Raw genomic sequence first — 19398 nt, 5'->3', positions numbered from 1 at the left:
ATTTTCTTTACCGTAGCCATCATTCAATTTCTCCCTTTCAAAACCTGTGAATACTGTAACTTATTTATAGCGTTATGTAACAATAATCTGGGCGAATATTGTTATTATGAGCTTCTCCATATTTCATTTAAAATAATGGCAGTCCTTCAATAATTCAACAATGGAACATCAGCACGAACAAAAAAAATATACCTGCCCAATGCATCCACAGATAGTGGAAGAAAGGCCCGGAACATGTCCGATTTGCGGAATGACTTTAGTGTTGAAGAAAGCGATCGTTAATGATGCTGATACACATCACCACCACGGAAGTAATCCACCAATGGGCCACGAAGGACATGATCATAATAGTATGATCGCTGATTTTAGAAAGCGCTTTTATGCAGTGCTGGCACTGACTATTCCCATTATGCTGTTATCGGAAATGATACAACATTTCATGGGCGCTGACTGGCAATTTACCGGGTCAAAATATATCTTGTTCACTTTATCAACCATTGTGTTTTTATATGGTGGCTGGCCTTTCTTAAAAGGATTGGCAGATGAAGTGAAAGCAAAAAATCCCGGCATGATGTTTTTAATAGGCTTCGCTATAACAGTTGCTTACAGTTATAGTGTTGCCATTGTATTTGGTTTGCAGGGCATGGATTTTTTCTGGGAACTGGACACACTTATTCTGATTATGCTATTGGGTCATTGGATTGAAATGAAATCTGTAGCAGGTGCGTCAAAAGAACTGGAGTTGCTGGTGCAGCTAATGCCCGCCGATGCCCACATGGTAATGCCGGATATGGTACATGATGTAAAAACGGATATCTTAAAAGCCAGCGATATTATTCTTGTAAAACCCGGAGAAAAAGTTGCAGCAGATGGAATAATACTGGAGGGAGAAAGTTACCTGAATGAATCTATGCTTACAGGCGAATCAAAACCGGTGCAAAAAGTAAAAGGTGATAAAGTAATTGCCGGTGCTATCAACGGTAATGGCGCTATTAAAGTAACGGTATCGCACGCAGCAAAAGATTCTTACTTATCGCAGGTAGTAAAGCTGGTAGATGATGCACAAAAATCGAAATCAAAAACACAATTGCTGGCGGATACGGCTGCAAAATGGTTAACCATTATAGCGATTGTTTCAGGCATCGCCACTTTTTTGTATTGGTATTTAACCGGTCAATCGCTGGCCTTTGCCATGGAAAGAATGGTAACCGTAATTGTAATTTGTTGCCCGCATGCATTGGGATTGGCAGTGCCATTGGTAGTGGCAAAATCAACAGCGCTGTCAGCAAAAAATGGGTTGCTGATTAAGAACCGTACTGCATTTGAAAATGCCAGGAAAATTACCACGATTGTATTTGATAAAACAGGGACACTAACTGTTGGTAAGTTTGAAGTATCAAAAATCGTGTCACTGCAAAAAGAACTGAATGAAAATGAAATCATTCGTCTGGCAGCTGCATTGGAACAACAATCAGAGCATCCTGTTGCAACAGGTATTTTACAAAAAGCAAAAGATTTATCAATCACAGTCCCTGCTGTCGAAAACTTTAAAGCCATCACTGGGAAAGGTGTTGAAGCAATGGCAGAAGGTAAAAAATTGGGGGTGGTTAGCCCGGGTTATTTAAAAGAGAATAACCTGCCGGTGCCGGACAATTTTACTACCGGTGATACAGAAACAGTCGTGTTTGTTATAGTTAATAATGTACTTGCAGGATATATTGCTTTGTCAGATGAAATACGCCCTGAATCAGCAGCGGCTATTAAAACCCTGAAAGAAAATAATATCAAATCCATATTGCTTACAGGCGACAACAATAAAGTAGCAAAAAGTGTAAGTGACAGTTTGGGTATGGATAGTTTTATTGCCGAAGTATTACCGCATCAAAAATTACAAAAAATAAAAGAACTGCAAAGCCATGGAGAATTTGTTGCCATGACGGGCGATGGTGTAAATGATGCACCTGCGCTGGCCCAGGCGGATGTGGGCATTGCAGTTGGCAGCGGCAGCGATATTGCTGCGGAAACAGCTGGAATTGTTTTGGTAAACAGCAATCCAAAAGATATTGTGAGTTTAATTTTATTTGGAAAAGCCACTTACCGTAAAATGATACAAAATTTAATTTGGGCAACGGGCTACAACGTAGTGGCATTGCCACTTGCCGCCGGCGTTTTGTACCAGCAGGGAATTTTATTAAGTCCTGCCGCGGGTGCAGTGCTAATGACAGTGAGTACTGTAGTGGTGGCTATTAATGCGGGTATGTTGAAAGTAAAATAATATGTGTGGCTTATATACACGTAGATCGTGTTGAGAATTTTTCTGCCTTAGCTTTGCTGGCAGATAAATTATGTCCCTTGCTCGTTCACGTAAACAATCCTTAAAAACCCATCAAGAAATTTTTAAAGGATTATTCGGCAGTTACTTTTTTAAATTTATACAATTGCTCTCAGCGCTTCACAAAATATTTTCATTTCTGCAATTGTACCCATACTTACCCTGCACCACCGGCCATTAAAATGATTGCGGCTTTGTACCTGGATATTTTTTGTTTCCAACTCTTTTATGAAGTCTTTTTTAATGGGGTCAATATTGAACAAAATAAAATTGGTATGGCTGGGGATGTACTCTAACGATAGCTGCAGAAGTGTATCTGTACACATCATTCTAGCCCTTGCTGTTTTTGAAAGAATATCGTTCACATAAGCTTTGTCATCCAACGAAGCCATGGCTGCTGCGCCGGACACAATACTTATAGCGCCATCCGCCCATGGCTGACGTGCAGCAAGTTTCGCGATTGTGTCGGGGTGTGCAATTGCGTAACCAATTCTTGCGCCTGCAAGTCCGTACACTTTGGAAAATGTTTTAGCCACTACAATATTCGGGTTATTTGCGGCAAGCCCCGAAAGTGATTCAATGCCAGCATATTCCGTATAAGCTTCATCAATAAAAACCATTGTTTTTTTTGCTGCCTCTTCGGCAAAATCTTTCAGGCTATTTACAGCAACAAATGTGCCTGTGGGGTTATTGGGATTACAGATATAAACCATCGCCGTTTCATCATTTATCTTCCGCTGCATAGTTTCCAGGTCGGTTTTTTTATCATTTGTCAAAGCAACCCTGTCAAACTCCAGGCCAAAGGATGCAGCCTGTCCGTTCCACACTTTATATCCTGGTTCGGCAGTAATAACCTGTTTCTTTTTTTGTGAAACAAGTAAGCAGGTAAGACCAATTATTTCAGAAGATCCGGCGCCCAGTAAAATGTTTTCCGCATTAACATGCCAGTGCGTTGCTATCTTTTTTTTGAGCGACAAAATATAGTCATCAGGATAGCGGTTACTTGACAGGTAATGTTGCAACATAGCTTTCTGTGCCATGGGCGAAGGGCCGTATGGGTTTTCATTGCTGTTCAATAAAATGGCATGCGCAGCAGGAAGCAAAGAAGAATTTACTCCTGCAATTGTATCTGTTGAAATTGCGGTTGCAGCCAGCGCTGTAACCGCTTGTTGCAACCACAAACGACGATTGTATAACATAAAAATGATTTTAAGAAAGATACTCCTTTTTTAACTTTTCGTCAAAATAGATAGTGGCTGTCATGTTGTAAAGTGAATAGCATTTTTACATGTTTGGGCTTGCCTGGTAAAGTACCGTCGAATAATTGGGCGGATTTTTGTTTGCATTTTACACATTAACTTCAATTATGAAAATTTTTTACGGAATAAGTGGCTTCGCCGCAGGTGTAATGGCCGGGATTTTACTGGCGGTGCTGGAAACCAAACTACTCATTCAGCTTCACCGGGAAACACTAACTCCTTTGATAATTGGAGCAACCGTACTGATCTGCATTATAACCGGCATTGTAACCGGAGTGAAACTTGCTGCCAAAAGGATGCGCTAAAATATTTTATAGAAAGCATAGTTTATTTACCATGCAATTAATCGGTGTTGATTGATCAAAATTGTTTGGTAAGTTTTGTTGGTACAAAAATTGCGTTTTTGCAGCCAAACTAAAGTATCAAATGAAACCAACCTTCTTAATTATTAGCCTCACTTGCTTGATTAGTGTAGTAAGCCTTAGTTCATTTGTTGGCTGGGGGGAAACCGGAATTGTTGAGGATGTTTTCAGCCTGACCAATCAATTCAGAAAGTCAAAAGGGTTAAACGGATTAATCATGCAGCAGCAATTAAATGCCATTGCCCAACAACATAGCCAGGCTATGGCCAGTGGTAAAGTAGCATTCGGGCATGGTGGTTTTGCAAAAAGAAATGCAATGGCAAGCCGGCAAATTCCACAGCTGCACAGCTTTGCAGAAAACGTGGCTTATGGCGCAACGTCCGGAAGCCAGGTGGTTAGTTTATGGAAAAATTCTGCCGGCCACAGGCGCAATATGCTAGGGCACTTTAAATACATCGGTATCGGTATTGCGCGTGACAAGCAGGGGCGTATCTTTTATACTGAAGTTTTTGGTGGATAAGTATTCAATAAAGGTTTTTTAATCGGTTCAAAAAATTATTTTGAAAATGATTGGTCTAGCTGGATAGCTTCCAACAACAATTTTTTGATGAGCTGTTCGTCGATTTCTTCAGGAATTAAAAATATTTTGTAAAATACCTTTTTATTGGTTCCATGTGCTAAATAATTACCGGCATCTTTTAATTTGTTGCCATGCCAAAACCCCAGCAACACACCCTCTTTAATTCCTCCCTTTGGAATAGTGGCTGGCCATACAATACAAATACCTTTATGCCCATAGAAAAATGGAACATTATATGAAATTTTCTCCCTGCAATATGCAGGCAAAGTTTCAGCAATGATTTGCCTTAATACATCCACAATGATCCGCTCATTTTCGGGAAGCAAAGAAAATAATTCAATTACGTTTTTGATTTTCATCCTAATTTTTAAACTGAACAAAGCGCAATCATGGGATAACACACTTGCATAATCCCGTTGCTGCTAAAGTATACAATTATTTATCACTGGTTGTAATACAAGTTTAGTTGTGCAGATTGGTAAAAGTAAGCTCAAAGGAGAGGTGCTGGATGATTAAAGGGAGGAGTATCTTTTTAAAAACAATGACTTTCCAACGGTCTCTTTTATTATATTTTTGAAGATCACTTTTTATATTCCAGGTATTTAAAACAATACCGGTAGTTAGAAATCCTTTGTCAATAGTGTTGGTCAGATGAAAGGCATCAGTTGTCCAGACCAGGAAAGTTGTACTTCCGAAATAAGCTTCGCTGAAATCTCCATCATCGAAGTTTTTATACTTTCGTTTGTAACTTCTGCTGATATCGGTAAAGTCGTTTCCAAGGCCATAACTGTGGTGCTCAATAGCCTGGTTAAAACCGTACGATACACCTGATAGTGCAAAAGCTCCATAACCAAAAAATTCTTTTTTAGTCGGTTTCCACCATTGCTGTGCCTGCGTGGTAAACAACACAAGCAAAGCGAATGAACTAAGTACTATCTTTTTTTTCAAATGTTGTTGTTATCAGTTGGTAACGATGGCATGACAGGAAAAAGGTTACTATCAAATATCATTGTATACGGACGCTGTGCTAGTAACGGATAAATCGGTATTTTATTTCTGCCGGGCGTATTGGGATACATGCTGTAGCCTGAATTTTTATATTAGATATGCGTTACAAATATGCTCAGCGATATTTAACATATTTAAAAATAAATAGCATTAACTTTAGGCAAATAGCTGCCGTAAAATCCATAAAATTATTTCCACCGTTTGTTTATTTGTAAGTATACACCGTTAAGGATAATTACGAAGCTACAATCCGGAAGAAATTGAGGAGAGGTATTATGGTTACGGTAAAATTATGCAACGGTAGTTGGTTTTAGCCATTTGAATAGGGCTGTTTCATATAACGGATAACGTTTTAATATTGCTGAAATATTGTTTAGACTTTAATCAATACTTGCACACTTTTGGCTAATAAAATAAAGACTGACATGGTTTTTGCTAACAATGATACTTAATAATAAAAAAACTTAAAATAAACTATACGGAGATTTGCTTTAAAAGTTATCTGACTGCTCTCAGGGGATTCAAAAAAATGGGTATAAATTGGTTTGTTATTATAGAAATAAAAAGATGAACTTTGTACAAAGGGCTACCTTTTAAAAGGGCGTTAAAATTTATTCAACAAAAACTCGTTATATATTAACTCGCTAAGGTTACCAATGATTAGCCATTTATCAGTTATCGATTTCGGTAGTATCCTGAAATAATAAGAGTTTCAATAAACCTATATATAACTTAATACTTCAAGAATAATTAAACCGTAAATGAAAAATCGTAAACTCTTTTTTGCAATATTAGTTTTATTTTCGTTGGCTGTAAGTTGTAAAAAAGAATTCAGTTTTACATCGGGCATACCGGGAACAAGAATATTTGAACAAACCTGGATGCAAAAAAATCTTGATGTGTTTACGTACCGCAATGGAGACATCATACCTCAAGTTACCGATAATGATACATGGAATAATCTTACAACAGGGGCCTGGTGTTATTATAATAACGATACTGCCAATGCCAAATATGGCAAATTATACAATTGGTATGCGGTAAATGATCCAAGGGGATTGGCACCTGACGGATGGCATATTCCATCAAAAGAAGAGTTCATCGAATTAGTAGATTCTTTAGGGGGGGATGTGGTAGCTGGAGGTAAAATGAAGGCGACCGTATTATGGAATAGCCCAAATACGGGTGCTACAAATGAAAGCGGCTTTACGGGGCTGCCGGGTGGTTTAAGGTCCGCAGGCGGGGTATGTAGTTCGATAGGCAATGCAGGTTACTGGTGGACGACTAAAGAACATGATGCTACCACAGCGGTAGAAAGAAGTTTAAACTATGATATCACTGATTGCTACATGTACTTCTTAGAAAAATCGTGGGGTATGTCTGTTCGGTGCGTTAAGAATAAAAATTAGATAGTTATTCGGCAAAGCCCAGGTAATTTATTTTTTCAATTTAATATTTCCTCCCACAGCCAGTTTGCTGGGCACAGATTCAGGAATGGAATGATCATATCCTGCATCATTCAGTGTATTTAAAAATTCAACAATTCTCGGTATGTCTTTAAACTCAATCCTCACTTGTTTTGCAAGGGAGTCAAGTTGTTCTTCCTGCACATACTTTGTTTTTAAAGGTTTGCCTCTCAGGTCTTCATAAAAAGTCAGCACATCCTCCAGGTTAGTAATTTTACCACTATGCATGTACGGCCAGGTAAAGCGTAGGTTTCTCAGGGAAGGTGTACGAAATGCAAAACTGTTATGATAGCCTGAATCAATATCTTTTCTTTTATCAGCATCCGGGGTGCCCATAATATGTACTTTAAAATCCGAAAACATAGGGCCGCTATGGCACCTTGCACAGCCTGCATTCATAAAAAGGGTAAAGCCTTCTTTTTCGGATGATGAAAGTGCCGCTGACTGTCCACGCATATAAAGGTCAAACCTGGATTGATTGGCAATGAGTGTTCGTTCAAAGCAGGCTATTGCTTTTGCAAGATTAGTGGATGTTATGGATGTGTCACTGCCAAAAACGCTTTTAAATAGTGTACGGTAAACAGGTATGGCACCCAAGCGGCTTATTATCGTATTTAATACTTCTTTTTCTTCAACTGCTGTTCCTCTCATTTCTTCAAACTGCCGGATAGGATGCAGTGACTGGTCTTCAAGACTGGTGGCACGCAGATCCCAGAACATGGGTGCTTTTTCAGGATCATAATCCCCGTTTATATCAATGCCGTTGAAGGCGGTATTCAAGATTGACTGAGAATTTCTTTTGGTAGGTGGCACAATATCCGCATGGCGAAAATACCTGCTGGAACTGAGCCCTACGCCGCCTACACCAATAGACAAGTCAATATTTTCCGCGTAACCAAATTCAGGATGGTGACAACTGGCACAACTCACATCCTTGTCGCCGGACAAAATTGGATCATAAAACAGCAAACGCCCCAAAGCTGCTTTTTCATTAGTAAAAGGATTTTGCCTGGGGTGAATAACAGTCAACGGCAACGCACTTACCGAGCCGGGATCGGAGAAAGCCTTCTTGGGGTGCGATGCTTCAGTTTTGTCTCCCGCTTGTAAACAGGCAGAGCAAAACAGGATTACTAATCCGGTCAATAATATTATCACAAATAATAGACGACGTGGCATAATAAGGTTTGCAGCAAAAGTTATAGGCTAAGTTAATTGATATGTTGAAATGCCAGCCGGTCAATTGAAGAAAGATTGAGGAAGAAATGCTGCGGTGAAGCACTATACAGATTTTTTAGGTAACAGCATGTGACTAAAAATCAGATTTTATTTTTACCGGGAGTTTTCATGCAATCATGAAATTTAATAGCTAAATTGGTTGCTTAAATACCATTGTTTACCTCTTGTAAATTGTATTGCACCCGATTTATTTCAACTAAATTGATTCAATGGTTGCCGCATAAGGCGGACGTCAATAACATCTTATTCACAATTATTAAGCAGAGTTTCGTGATGTGTACTTTGAATGCTTGCAACAATTAATTTAGCTATCTGAGAATGGTCCAAAAATACTTAGCTTCCAACAGCATATATTATATCCATGAGCGCACTTAATACATTATTATCCGCCTATTCTATACATCAAATTAAAGTGTGGATATTGGCACCGCTTGTTGAAAGCAACGATACCAATATTGATTACTACTATGACTTTAGCCAGAGCATTGCTGAATATGATACAATTTTTACAGCCATCGGTATCGAATGGAAATGGCAGCCCGTTACAATGAAAAACTACATCAGCATTGTCAACCTGATTGAAAAGGAAAAGGATTTTGGAGATAAAATTCCGATAGTTTTTAACCTTTGTGATGGCGATGAAATAAATGGAATCCCGGGTTTATCTGTAGTAAAATTATTGGAAGAAAAAGGATTGATTTATACAGGTGCAGATGAATATTTTTATCGCATTACCACTTCCAAAATTCCAATGAAACTGGCGTTCGATAATGCAGGCGTACCTACTGCAAATTGGGTGGCCATCCAGGATAACAAACAGGATTGCGGTGGAATCTGTGAAGCACTTGGCTTACCGGTAATTATAAAACCATCTGTTTCGGCAGGTAGTATGGGCGTGGGCATTCAGAATGTGGTGCATAATTCAGGAGAGTTGAAAGAACAGGTTGATAAAATGTTTTTCGGCTATCGCGGATGGAATCTGGCTGCAGATGGCCTGATCGCCGAATCATTTATTACCGGCCCGGAATTTACTGTGCTCATTTCCGGCTCATATAACTATCCCGAGACTGCTAAAATTTATACACCAGTAGAAAGAGTATTTCATTCATCATTGCCCGAACAGGAAAAATTTTTATCGTTCGACAGGCTGTGGGAAATTTATGAAGATGAAACACCTATGCCTGGCGAAGAAAATTTTTATGAATATGAATTACCGGATCCGTGCTTGATTGACGAAATAAAAAGAATAGCCTGGGATGCATATGTTGCTACAAAAGGATGTGGTTATACCCGTGTGGATTTAAGAATGGATAAGGCAACCGGTAAAATATATGTACTGGAAGTAAATGCGCAATGTGGCCTTAGCGAGGATGAAGATTTTACTTCTATCGGCGCTATTCTTCGCCTGAGCGGTAACACGTTTACTGAACTTGTTGCGGAAATCATTAATGATGCTTTTTTACGCCATTCAGCCAAACAAATTAATATACGGCTGGCTTAGCTTTAACCATATCAACGATGAAAATTTGCGTTCTTCAGCCGGATTATACTACTTCTGACGTAGATTATCAGTATTATGACCCTGCAAGGGATTTAAGTCATTTGCTGCCAGATGCGCTATTTCATCATGTGCTACTAAATAAACTTTCAGTTTACAAGCAATTGAAAGAACTGAAAAAAAGCAACTATGATATTTTTGTAAATCTTTGCGAAGGTTACCTGGAATGGAATGTGCCATCTATAGACGTTATTTATTTTATGGAGATGCTGAATCTGCCTTTTACAGGTCCATCTTCAATGTTATATGATCCGCCAAAAAACCTGATGAAATATGTCGCCTATACAGAAGGCATACTAACACCTGCATTTGCGTTGATTGAATCTATTGCTGATATAGAAAGAGAATGCAACCACTTAAAATATCCATTGTTTGTTAAGCCTGGGAAAGCTGGCGATAGTTTAGGAGTTGATCAACAATCTCTGGTGTATGATAAAGCTGCGTTGCTGCAAAAAAGTGAAGATATTATTGAAGAGTACGGGCCACTGCTGGTAGAAGAATATATTGAAGGTCGGGAGTTTACAGTTATGCTTGTGGCTGATGCGGATAACAAAAAAAAGTGCACGGTTTTTAAACCGGTTGAATATATTTTTCCAACAGGTTTTCAATTTAAAACCTACGCTTTAAAAACTTCTGAACTGCATCCCGAAGCAAATATTCCCTGCGATGACCAGGAACTGGAGGCGAAATTGAAAGATGCCGCAGTAAAAATTTTTCAGGGTTTTGACGGTGTTGGTTATGCAAGGCTTGACTTTCGGGTGAATGATAAGCAAGATATTTTTTTCCTGGAGATCAATTTTACCTGCTCTGTTTTTTATAAAGACGGGTACGAAGGCTCAGCGGATTATATTCTAAAAGCCGATGGAGTCGGGCAGACCGGTTTTCTGCAAAAAATAATATCCGAAGGAATAGCACGCCATAAAAGGAAGCAGAAAAAATATATCATGAAAGGCAATTCCATCGCCGGTTATGGCATTTATTCTACCCAAAATATAGCAGCTAACGAGCTGATTTTCAAAGGGGAGGAGCTGGTCCAGCGCATCGTTACCCGTAACTATGTAAACGGTTGCTGGGAAGAAAAAGAAAAGGATATTTTTAAAAAGTATGCATATCCACTGAGTAAAGAGGTATTTTTGCTGTGGGATAATAACCCGGCAAACTGGGCTCCTCAAAATCACAGTTGTAATCCGAACACCACTTATGAAGGTTTAAACGTAATTGCATTACAAAATATTCCGGAAGGCGAAGAACTAACCCTCGACTATTCAACCTTTCTTGATGAAAGTATGGAGCCTTTTGACTGTCGTTGCGGTTCGCAAAATTGCCGTGGAAGGATTACAGGAATGATTAATAATTCTGTAACCACCAGGGAAATTTCACGCAACGGATAAAGCAACGCCGGGTGCCCACTTACTAACCCCAACAAATTCTATTTCGCTAGGCGATTTTCATTTAGTTGATTTAAGCATCTAAAGAACCAGGCAATGGCTAATTTTAAAATACTGCGTAATCTCATTATGAAGCACAGGTATCAGCTGATACTTACGTATTCATTGTTCTCCCTCGAAATGCTGGGGAGCCTGTTGCGCTTTTATTTTTTTGGCGAGGCTATCAACGAGTTGATAAAAGGCAGTTATCGTGGTTTGATTATATTAACATTAGTGCATCTTGCTTATTTAATCATTGGTACGGTGCGGCACATGTTTGATACCCGGACGTATTCAGCCATCTATACATCTATGGTTACTGGCATTGTGAGCAGAAAATACCGTACGCCGGATGTGTCAAAATTAACAGCGCACTCAACACTCGCCAGGGAATTTGTTGATTTCCTGGAGCATGACCTGGTATATGTTATTGAAGCAGCTTATAACATTTTTGGTTCTTTAATTATTTTGTTTTTCTATGATAAAGTCATTGTTAGTATCTGTCTGGTTATGATGGTCCCGGTAGTGCTGATCAGCAGAGTGTATGGTAAAAAAATGATGCGGTTGAATAAAAGCAAAAATGATGAACTGGAAAAGCAGGTAGATATTATTTCAGCCGGAAACCCTGTTCATATTCATCGTCATTATACTAATTTGCGTAAATGGCAGATTGGTATTTCTGATAAAGAAGCATGGAATTTTGGTTTTATGGAGCTGATGGTATTACTGGTTATTACGATTTCGCTGATAGCATCAAAAAGTTTACATAGTGCCACTATTATGGCCGGAAGCCTGTTTGCTGTTTATAGTTATATTTTAAAATTTGCCGCTGGTCTCGATACGATTCCATATACCATGGAACGTCTTTCGTCCCTGAGCGATATTACCCGTCGGCTGGAATCTGAATCTGTAAATGTGCTGGTAGAAAAAGACATCGATGTTGAAATCGCCGCCATTTTTTTGGCAAAGGAGGAAGATGTTATGTAGACTATCTCTGCTGGAAATTTGCCCTTTAACTTGCTATATCTGATAATGGTTATTTCTCTGCTCTTTCCGGGTCCCTTAATTTCAATATTGTTGGCACGATTTTACAACCTGACTGGGATGAATCATTTCACAACATTTTAAAATCAGGAATTATGTCAATCAATCTTTTAGAAACAGTACAACAAAACTTAGGATATCCTGCATTACAAAAAATAGATCCAAATACACAGGAAGTAGTGCTGGATGCGGATACGCCCAATGAAGACAGATTCAGCCAGGCTGCAATACCTGCGGTACTAACTGCTTTTTATAAATATGTTCAGTCTGACGATGGTGCTGCCGAATTTTTGCAAGGTAATCTGAATACAAACTGGTTGGATAAAATTTTCCCCGATAGTAGAAAAGAGGCGGTTCAAATTATTTCGTCCTACGCCCACCAGTCAGCTCTGGACCCGGTTAAAAAAATAAATGAAATTGCAAGTGAAACTGTACAGGTAGTAAAGGCAAATCTTCCAGAAGATGGGGGGATCAAAGAAGTAAAATCTTTTTTCAAAAACCAGCGCAATACCATTTTACTGTATCTGCCAGCAGCTTTGAACATGGGTGAATTGCTGCACGATACCACTTTGGATGATAATACCAATAAAATGGAAGGGCCCGTATCGAGTTTAATGCACAGCATTGGAACTGCGTTTAATAATAATTGAGATAATAGCATGCAGCCTGGAAACATGGAATTTCTGGCTTATAGCAGTTTGTAGTTTTATATACCCGCATACGGCTAAAACAAAAAGTGTTTAAATGATAGGATTTTGCCGGGCAAATTATTAAATTTGATTACACTAAATATACAATTATGAAAAAGTATCTGTTGCTTGTAGTATCATGTTTTTGCCTTGCTGTTACCTATGCATTTGATAAAGGAAAATGGACGGGTTATATCAGTGATTCTGATTGCGGCGTAAAAGGAAATAAAAAAGATCATGCCGCCTGTGCTAAAAAATGCATCGCCGCAGGAGCCAAACCAGTTTTTGTTGTTGGAGAAAAAGTATACACCATCAACAATCCTGAAAAAGTCGCAAATTTTATTGGTCAGAAAGTAACGATCAGCGGCACCATTACAGATGATGCGCTGGAGATTGAGAAGGTTGGAAAATAAAACAGGAAAGAAAATTAAGTTGTAACAGGCTAAGACAAAAAAATGTCTTAGCCTGTTTTTGTATAGTGTATGCATTTAACCAACTTGTTCAACATTTATTCGGCTTTATCTTCAGTTCGTTTTGACCTCCCTCTATAGAAAAATTATTAATCACAATTTTTCTATATCTTTCATGTCAATATTTTGTCCAAATAAACTGCCTTACACAGAATTATGCTGCCATGAAAACACTTTTTTGCTTCATCGCCCTCACATTTTTTTGTTTACAATCATTCACTCAGGATTTTGACGTCCCTTTAGGTCTTCAGTTGTTTACAAGCGAGAATTATACCCGCTACGAACAAGATATAACCAATGCAGAAAAATGGCTGGTAGCGACACCACTAAATAAGAGAAAAGCTGCTGCTGCATGTGTACTTCAAGGGGGAAGTGGAAACGTCACGGTGAATTGTAATATCACTGATAGTCTTCTGCAAATTTTTGCATTACCTGGTCCGCATCTATAATTCTTTAAATACGTTCATTATCATTTTTAAACACAAAAGACATCGACATGGAAAAAGAAGAATCAAATTACAACATGATTGACTGGTGGAAAAAAGTAGTTTTTAACAACTATGCAAATTTTCAGGGCAGAGCCAGGCGGGCCGAGTATTGGAATTTTGCTTTGGTTAATTTTCTTTTGATCATCCCTTTTTATGCTATTGCCCTTACCGGGCTTTTAAAGGGAATGACGGTTTTATCCGTATTGGGTTCTACGGTCTATATGGTCGTAGCTATTGGTACTTTAGTTCCTGGCTTGGCTGTTGCTGTCAGGCGTTTGCACGATCTGAACAAAAGCGGATGGTATTATTTCATTGCCCTTATTCCTCTGATCGGCGCCATCATTTTGCTGGTATGGTTTTTTACCGAGGGCAACCGGTCTGCAAACAACTATGGAGAGGATCCTAAAAACCCGGCAGGCCCTGAATTTGATTTTGAACAAAAATCAGTGTCGGCGGATGGTAGGTTAAAGAATTGATATTTTCCATAATCAAATCCCTCTTGCTTTGTTAGTAAGAGGGATTTCTTTTTTGTTGACTTAAGTTGACCAAAATAAGAAAGTGAAAAGATTGAAATAAAACAATTAAAGAAAAATCACTTACCTATTAACATCAACCACCATTCTATTTAAATTAATTACAATGAAAAACCTGTTGCTTCTTTTATTGGCCTGCTTAATTTTCCGGAAAGATTTAGCTCAGGTAAAGAACTGTAAAGATGTAAATGAAGGAGTGTTTTATTCTTATCCTAAAAATACATCCAAACAATATCAGTTAAATCGTAAAGGTGATATTCAAAAAGAAACAGACTTGGCTACAGGAGACAGTAGCTTATGGAAAGTGAGTTGGCTAAATGATTGTACTTATAGCCTCACTTATATTTCGGGAAGTGCAAAATTAACCGAAGAAATGAAAAGCTTTTCTGGGGCACATCATTTGGTTACCAAAATAGAGACCGTAACGAATGACTTTTACAGTTACCAAATATTTATTGATAAAGTGGCGGGTAAATATCTTTTGGCGGATACAATATGGAGTCAAAAGAAATCAGGCCCAACAAATAACGCCTTATTTGAGGTTATACCAGCAAATATATCTGGCAAAAAATTAAATTTTACCGCTAAGTCTTCTTTTGCTTTACTGTATGTATACAGGCCCGCTAGATTTGCGGGATTCAAGGGAGAGTATAATTTATATTTTGATGATAATATTATTTGTTCATCAAAAAATGGCGTGGCATATGTTTTTAAAGTTTTTAAAGAGGGGAACTTTAAATTATCAGCCAAACTATTTAATCAAAAGGAAACAACTCAAAATATAAATATAAAATTTGGGCGACAAATTTACCTAAAGGCTGGCGTTAAATTTATTTTTGCTAATGCGTCTGGTTGGCGACCGGATCTTTTAACTATGGATACTGAAAAAGGTAGTGACGAATTTTCTGCAATTGAAGTTGAGTAATATTTTCCGGTACGTTTTTGGGCTGTTGTACAGAAGTGTAACAGCAGCATTTCTGATTGGATGAGTTTTAATTTAAAATGTAAAAAAGGCAAAAATTACTTTTGATAATCTTCAAAAGATAAAGACCTTCAGGTGATTCTATAAAGTTCTCAAAGCATTAAAAGTAAAAGAGGAAGATGGAACAATTTTCCCTAAAGTTGTCGCCGGCCGGACCAAAATACCATTTTAATAAATAGGCATTATTTATAATCTGTATGGTAGAAACCTGTGAATAACCGTGAATAACTCGTGCATACATTCAAATTCACTTTCTAAACCATTGGGCTATATTTGCCCTCTTACTTAAATTATAGAACCGTGCGTTTAAAGAGTCTTGAAATAAAAGGATTTAAAAGTTTTGCTGATAAAACCGTACTCAATTTTGATGAGGGTATTACCGGTGTTATCGGGCCCAATGGCTGTGGTAAAAGCAATATCATTGATAGTATCCGCTGGGTAATCGGCGAGCATAAAATAAGCAACCTGCGAAGCGAAAATCTGGAGAGCCTGGTGTTTAACGGTAGCAAAAGCCGCTCTGCAAGCGGGCTGGCAGAAGTGAGCCTCACTTTTGAAAATACCAAAAACCTGTTGCCAACTGAATTTAATATGGTAACAGTTACCCGTAAATATTATAAAAACGGGGAAAGCGAATACCGCCTGAATGATGTGGCTTGTCGCCTGAAGGATATTCATAATTTGTTTATGGATACCGGCGTTAGCACGGACAGTTATGCCATCATTGAACTGGGCATGGTGGATGATATTATCAAGGATAAAGAGAATAGCCGTCGTAAAATGCTGGAACAGGCAGCGGGGATAACTATTTACAAAACCCGTAAAAAAGAAGCCAAGTTAAAACTGGATGCTACAGAGCAGGATTTGGCCCGTATTGAAGATTTACTGTTTGAGATCAATAACCAGCTGAAGAGCCTGGAAAGCCAGGCAAAAAAAGCAGAGAAGTATTTTGAGATAAAGAAGGAATATAAGGAAGTGAGTATTGAGCTAGCCAAGGCAGCGCTGGAGGGGTTTAACATTACCTACCGCGACCTGAATCACCAGCAGCAAACCGAGGTGGACAAGCGCATCGAGTTGGAAGCAGCCATAGCCCTGGAAGAAGCAGCGCTGGAGGCGGAAAAACTGGGCTTTATTACACAGGAAAAAAATCTGCAGGATATGCAGCATGCCTTTAACGATATGCTGGGTGCCGTGCGTAGCAAGGAAAGTGAAAAAAGCTTAGCGGCACAACGCCTGCAATATTTAAGAGAACGGGAAACCAGCCTGAATGATTTTTTACAAAAAGCAGGCGGACAATTAAAGGGGTTGGATGAAAGTATCCAGTTTACCAGTGTGCAAATTGGTGAAGACGAACAGAAGCTGGAAGAACTGGAAGGCCGGTTGGAAGAATTGAAAAATGCGGTGGAAGACAAGCGCCAAACGTTTGATGAAAAACGCAGCAGCATTGATGCCCTGCGCCGGGAAAACCAGGCCATACAACGAAACCAGTTTGACGCAGAAAAGAAAGTAGCGGTGGCCGATACCAGCATTCAAAATGTACAACGTACCATTGTTCAGATACAGGATGAAAAGAGTCAGCGCCAAAGCCAGTTGCAACAACTGGAAGCCGACCGGAAAGTGAAGGCGGATGAGCTGGAGCAAAAGAAGGTTGACTTGCAGCAATTGCAGGATCACCACGAGTTTACGAAAGAACAGATTTTTCAAACGCAAAGTATGCTGGAAAAACTGCGTGGAGAACTCGCAGAAGAAAATAGAAAATTCGATAGCAAGAAAAATGAATACGCCTTGCTGAAGAGCCTGGTGGATAGCATGGAAGGCTATCCTGAGAGCGTAAAGTTTTTGCATAAAAATCCTAACTGGAATCATGAAGCGCCGTTGCTGAGTGATATCATTTATGTACAACCGGAGTATCGTGCGGCGGTAGAAAATGTATTGGAACCTTACCTGAATTATTACGTGGTAAATAATTTAGAAGAAGGATTGAAGGCGATCCATTTGCTGGATGATAATAAAAAGGGCAAAGCCAATTTCTTTTTACAGGATAAATTTACCGGTTTTGAAGAAAGTCACCAGCCGGAAAGAACAATACCTGCGCTAAGTGTAATCGAAGTGGAAGGAAAATATGCTCATCTTGCCAAACACTTGCTGGGCAATGTTTTTATAGCAGAAGATGAAGAAGCACTTACCAACAGCAATGGAGCGGTGGTACTGGAAAAAACGGGTAAATATGTAAAAGGCAAATATTCCCTTACCGGCGGCAGCGTTGGTTTGTTTGAAGGTAAGAAGATTGGCCGTGCGAAGAATTTAGAAAAGCTGGTAGAAGAAATCAGTGCGCAGGAAATTGTGGTGAATGAACTGAAAGCAACCATACAGGCCCGCCACAATGAAGTGATTGCTTTTAATGAGCAGCTGAAAGAAAATGCTATTAAGCAAACACAGCAGGACATAAATAATCTTACGAATCATGTGTTTAGCCTGCAGAATAAAATTGAGAACCTGCACCATTTGGAAGAAACGAGCAGCAAAAGAATTGATGATTTGCAGGAACAATTGGAAACAAGTCACGATGCGATTGCCAACACCAGGGAGGAACTGGAAAAGCTGAATACCCAATTGGAAGAACTGGGCGATACAATGCAGGGAGTAGAACAGGATTATGCTTCGGCCGAGCAGGAATACAATTTTGCTACAGCTACTTACAATGATGGCAACCTGCAGTTTACCCGCCAGCAAAGCAAAGTGGTGTCTTTAAAACAGGAGTTTGAATTTAAGAGCCGCCAGTTAAATGATTTGAAAATTCAGATAGAAAGCAGTACAGTTCAGTTAACTGAAGCTGCCGCCAGCATTGGTGAAACCGCCGCCACATTGAGTGAACTGGAAACATTGGTGAAGGACTTGCTGATGAATAAAGATGTGGAAGAAAAGAAATTAAATGAAGCCGACCAGGCTTATTATAATTTACGCAATGCACTGGCAGCAAAGGAAAGCGAGCTGCGCCACAAACAAAAATCAAAGGAAACGATTGACCATTTATTAAGTGAAATAAAAGATAAACTCACCGAATTAAAACTGCAACTGGCAGGTATGAAAGAAAGGCTGCAGGTAGAGTTTAAAATTGATCTGGATACCATCATTGATGAGCCAAGAACTGGTGACGTTCCATTGGAAGATTTACAGGAGAAGAATGACCGCATGCGCAAACGCCTGGAAAATATTGGTGAGATAAACCCGACTGCAATTGAAGCGTACACCGAAATGAAGAAGCGCTATGAGTTTATCATGGAACAGAAGAATGATCTGGTAACCGCTAAAGACAGCCTGATGCAAACCATACAGGAAGTAGAAGCCACGGCCAACCAGCAGTTCCTGGATACGTTTAATAAAGTGAGAGATAATTTTCAGAAAGTATTTAAAGCGCTGTTTACAGAAGATGATACGGCAGATATGGTATTGGTTGATCCGACCAACCTGGCCGAAACAGGAATTGATATCGTGGCCAAACCAAAAGGTAAACGGCCGTCGTCGATAGGGCAGTTAAGTGGTGGAGAAAAAACATTAACGGCAACTGCTTTATTGTTTGCCATCTATTTAATTAAACCTGCACCTTTTTGTATATTGGATGAAGTAGATGCGCCACTGGATGATGCGAACGTAGGCAAGTTTACAAAGATGATCAAGCAGTTTAGCGAGAATAGCCAGTTTATCATTGTTACACACAACAAACAAACGATGAGTGCCGTAGATGTGATTTATGGTGTAACCATGCAGGAGCCAGGCGTAAGTAAGCTGGTTCCGGTGGATTTCAGATCATTAAATTAACAGCACGAATTTTTAATCACGAATTACATGAATTTGAAATATACCCCGGCATACCGCGGGGTTTTTTCGTAGGTTCAGGTCGCGGCCTGATCTGAAGAGAAAATCAATGAAATTTGATCCTGTATTAAAACCCGCTTCCAAAAAATAG

The 19398-nt window shown here is 39.1% G+C and carries 17 protein-coding genes; 13 read left to right on the top strand and 4 right to left on the bottom strand.

Features of this window, described 5'->3' with window-relative positions; translation table 11 throughout:
* Nucleotides 1-160 precede the first annotated feature (160 nt).
* Entirely contained in the window at nucleotides 161-2275 is a 2115-nt protein-coding gene (locus QWZ08_RS04790) for a copper-translocating P-type ATPase (protein ID WP_290336102.1), read from the top strand.
* Nucleotides 2276-2430: 155 nt separating this feature from the next.
* Here the strand turns inward: QWZ08_RS04790 and QWZ08_RS04785 are convergent, their stop codons facing one another.
* Nucleotides 2431-3531, bottom strand: a complete 1101-nt coding sequence (locus QWZ08_RS04785; protein WP_290336101.1) for a pyridoxal phosphate-dependent aminotransferase — start codon at nucleotides 3529-3531, stop codon at nucleotides 2431-2433.
* Nucleotides 3532-3698: 167 nt separating this feature from the next.
* Between QWZ08_RS04785 and QWZ08_RS04780 the strand changes: the two genes are divergently transcribed.
* Together QWZ08_RS04780 and QWZ08_RS04775 are read left to right on the top strand one after the other, a co-directional pair.
* Complete coding sequence (locus QWZ08_RS04780; RefSeq protein ID WP_290336100.1) at nucleotides 3699-3896, top strand: hypothetical protein; 198 nt, start codon at nucleotides 3699-3701, stop codon at nucleotides 3894-3896.
* A gap of 121 nt (nucleotides 3897-4017) precedes the next feature.
* Complete coding sequence (locus QWZ08_RS04775) at nucleotides 4018-4473, top strand: CAP domain-containing protein (protein WP_290336099.1); 456 nt, start codon at nucleotides 4018-4020, stop codon at nucleotides 4471-4473.
* A gap of 35 nt (nucleotides 4474-4508) precedes the next feature.
* Here QWZ08_RS04775 and QWZ08_RS04770 read toward each other — a convergent pair whose 3' ends face one another.
* Both QWZ08_RS04770 and QWZ08_RS04765 read right to left on the bottom strand, forming a co-directional pair.
* Nucleotides 4509-4892: a DUF1801 domain-containing protein gene (locus QWZ08_RS04770; RefSeq protein ID WP_290336098.1), complete on the bottom strand. Its 384-nt coding sequence runs from the start codon at nucleotides 4890-4892 to the stop codon at nucleotides 4509-4511.
* Between the two features lie 103 nt (nucleotides 4893-4995).
* Nucleotides 4996-5481 (bottom strand): hypothetical protein, encoded by a 486-nt coding sequence (locus QWZ08_RS04765; protein ID WP_290336097.1) that lies wholly within the window; start codon nucleotides 5479-5481, stop codon nucleotides 4996-4998.
* Between the two features lie 821 nt (nucleotides 5482-6302).
* On the opposite strand from QWZ08_RS04765, the gene QWZ08_RS04760 reads away from it, so the two are divergent.
* A complete protein-coding gene (locus QWZ08_RS04760) occupies nucleotides 6303-6950 on the top strand; it encodes a fibrobacter succinogenes major paralogous domain-containing protein (protein WP_290336096.1) in 648 nt (215 codons plus the stop codon).
* Nucleotides 6951-6977: 27 nt separating this feature from the next.
* Here QWZ08_RS04760 and QWZ08_RS04755 read toward each other — a convergent pair whose 3' ends face one another.
* A complete protein-coding gene (locus QWZ08_RS04755) occupies nucleotides 6978-8183 on the bottom strand; it encodes a cytochrome-c peroxidase (protein ID WP_290336095.1) in 1206 nt (401 codons plus the stop codon).
* 421 nt (nucleotides 8184-8604) lie between these two features.
* Between QWZ08_RS04755 and QWZ08_RS04750 the strand changes: the two genes are divergently transcribed.
* From QWZ08_RS04750 to smc, 9 genes are all read left to right on the top strand, one after another.
* Nucleotides 8605-9744, top strand: a complete 1140-nt coding sequence (locus QWZ08_RS04750; RefSeq protein ID WP_290336094.1) for a D-alanine--D-alanine ligase family protein — start codon at nucleotides 8605-8607, stop codon at nucleotides 9742-9744.
* 17 nt (nucleotides 9745-9761) lie between these two features.
* Nucleotides 9762-11192 carry an SET domain-containing protein-lysine N-methyltransferase gene (locus tag QWZ08_RS04745; RefSeq protein ID WP_290336093.1) on the top strand — a complete coding sequence of 477 codons (1431 nt, stop codon included), beginning with the start codon at nucleotides 9762-9764 and terminating at the stop codon, nucleotides 11190-11192.
* A 93-nt stretch (nucleotides 11193-11285) separates the two neighbouring features.
* The gene (locus QWZ08_RS04740) at nucleotides 11286-12215 is read left to right on the top strand and encodes an ABC transporter six-transmembrane domain-containing protein (protein WP_290336092.1); all 930 of its coding nucleotides are present in this window, start codon (nucleotides 11286-11288) and stop codon (nucleotides 12213-12215) included.
* 152 nt (nucleotides 12216-12367) lie between these two features.
* Nucleotides 12368-12922: a hypothetical protein gene (locus QWZ08_RS04735; protein ID WP_290336091.1), complete on the top strand. Its 555-nt coding sequence runs from the start codon at nucleotides 12368-12370 to the stop codon at nucleotides 12920-12922.
* Between the two features lie 149 nt (nucleotides 12923-13071).
* Nucleotides 13072-13374: a hypothetical protein gene (locus QWZ08_RS04730; RefSeq protein ID WP_290336090.1), complete on the top strand. Its 303-nt coding sequence runs from the start codon at nucleotides 13072-13074 to the stop codon at nucleotides 13372-13374.
* Nucleotides 13375-13595: 221 nt separating this feature from the next.
* Nucleotides 13596-13880, top strand: coding sequence for a hypothetical protein (locus QWZ08_RS04725; protein ID WP_290336089.1), 285 nt, complete (start codon nucleotides 13596-13598; stop codon nucleotides 13878-13880).
* A gap of 47 nt (nucleotides 13881-13927) precedes the next feature.
* Nucleotides 13928-14395 carry a DUF805 domain-containing protein gene (locus QWZ08_RS04720; RefSeq protein WP_290336088.1) on the top strand — a complete coding sequence of 156 codons (468 nt, stop codon included), beginning with the start codon at nucleotides 13928-13930 and terminating at the stop codon, nucleotides 14393-14395.
* A gap of 163 nt (nucleotides 14396-14558) precedes the next feature.
* Nucleotides 14559-15377 carry a hypothetical protein gene (locus tag QWZ08_RS04715; protein WP_290336087.1) on the top strand — a complete coding sequence of 273 codons (819 nt, stop codon included), beginning with the start codon at nucleotides 14559-14561 and terminating at the stop codon, nucleotides 15375-15377.
* A gap of 357 nt (nucleotides 15378-15734) precedes the next feature.
* Nucleotides 15735-19250 carry a chromosome segregation protein SMC gene (smc, locus tag QWZ08_RS04710; protein WP_290336086.1) on the top strand — a complete coding sequence of 1172 codons (3516 nt, stop codon included), beginning with the start codon at nucleotides 15735-15737 and terminating at the stop codon, nucleotides 19248-19250.
* Nucleotides 19251-19398: the final 148 nt, after the last annotated feature.

Source organism: Ferruginibacter paludis, from assembly GCF_030409685.1.
GTDB lineage: Bacteria > Bacteroidota > Bacteroidia > Chitinophagales > Chitinophagaceae > Ferruginibacter > Ferruginibacter paludis.
Note: the sequence above shows the minus strand (reverse complement) of the source record. Positions and strands in the feature narration are given on the sequence as shown.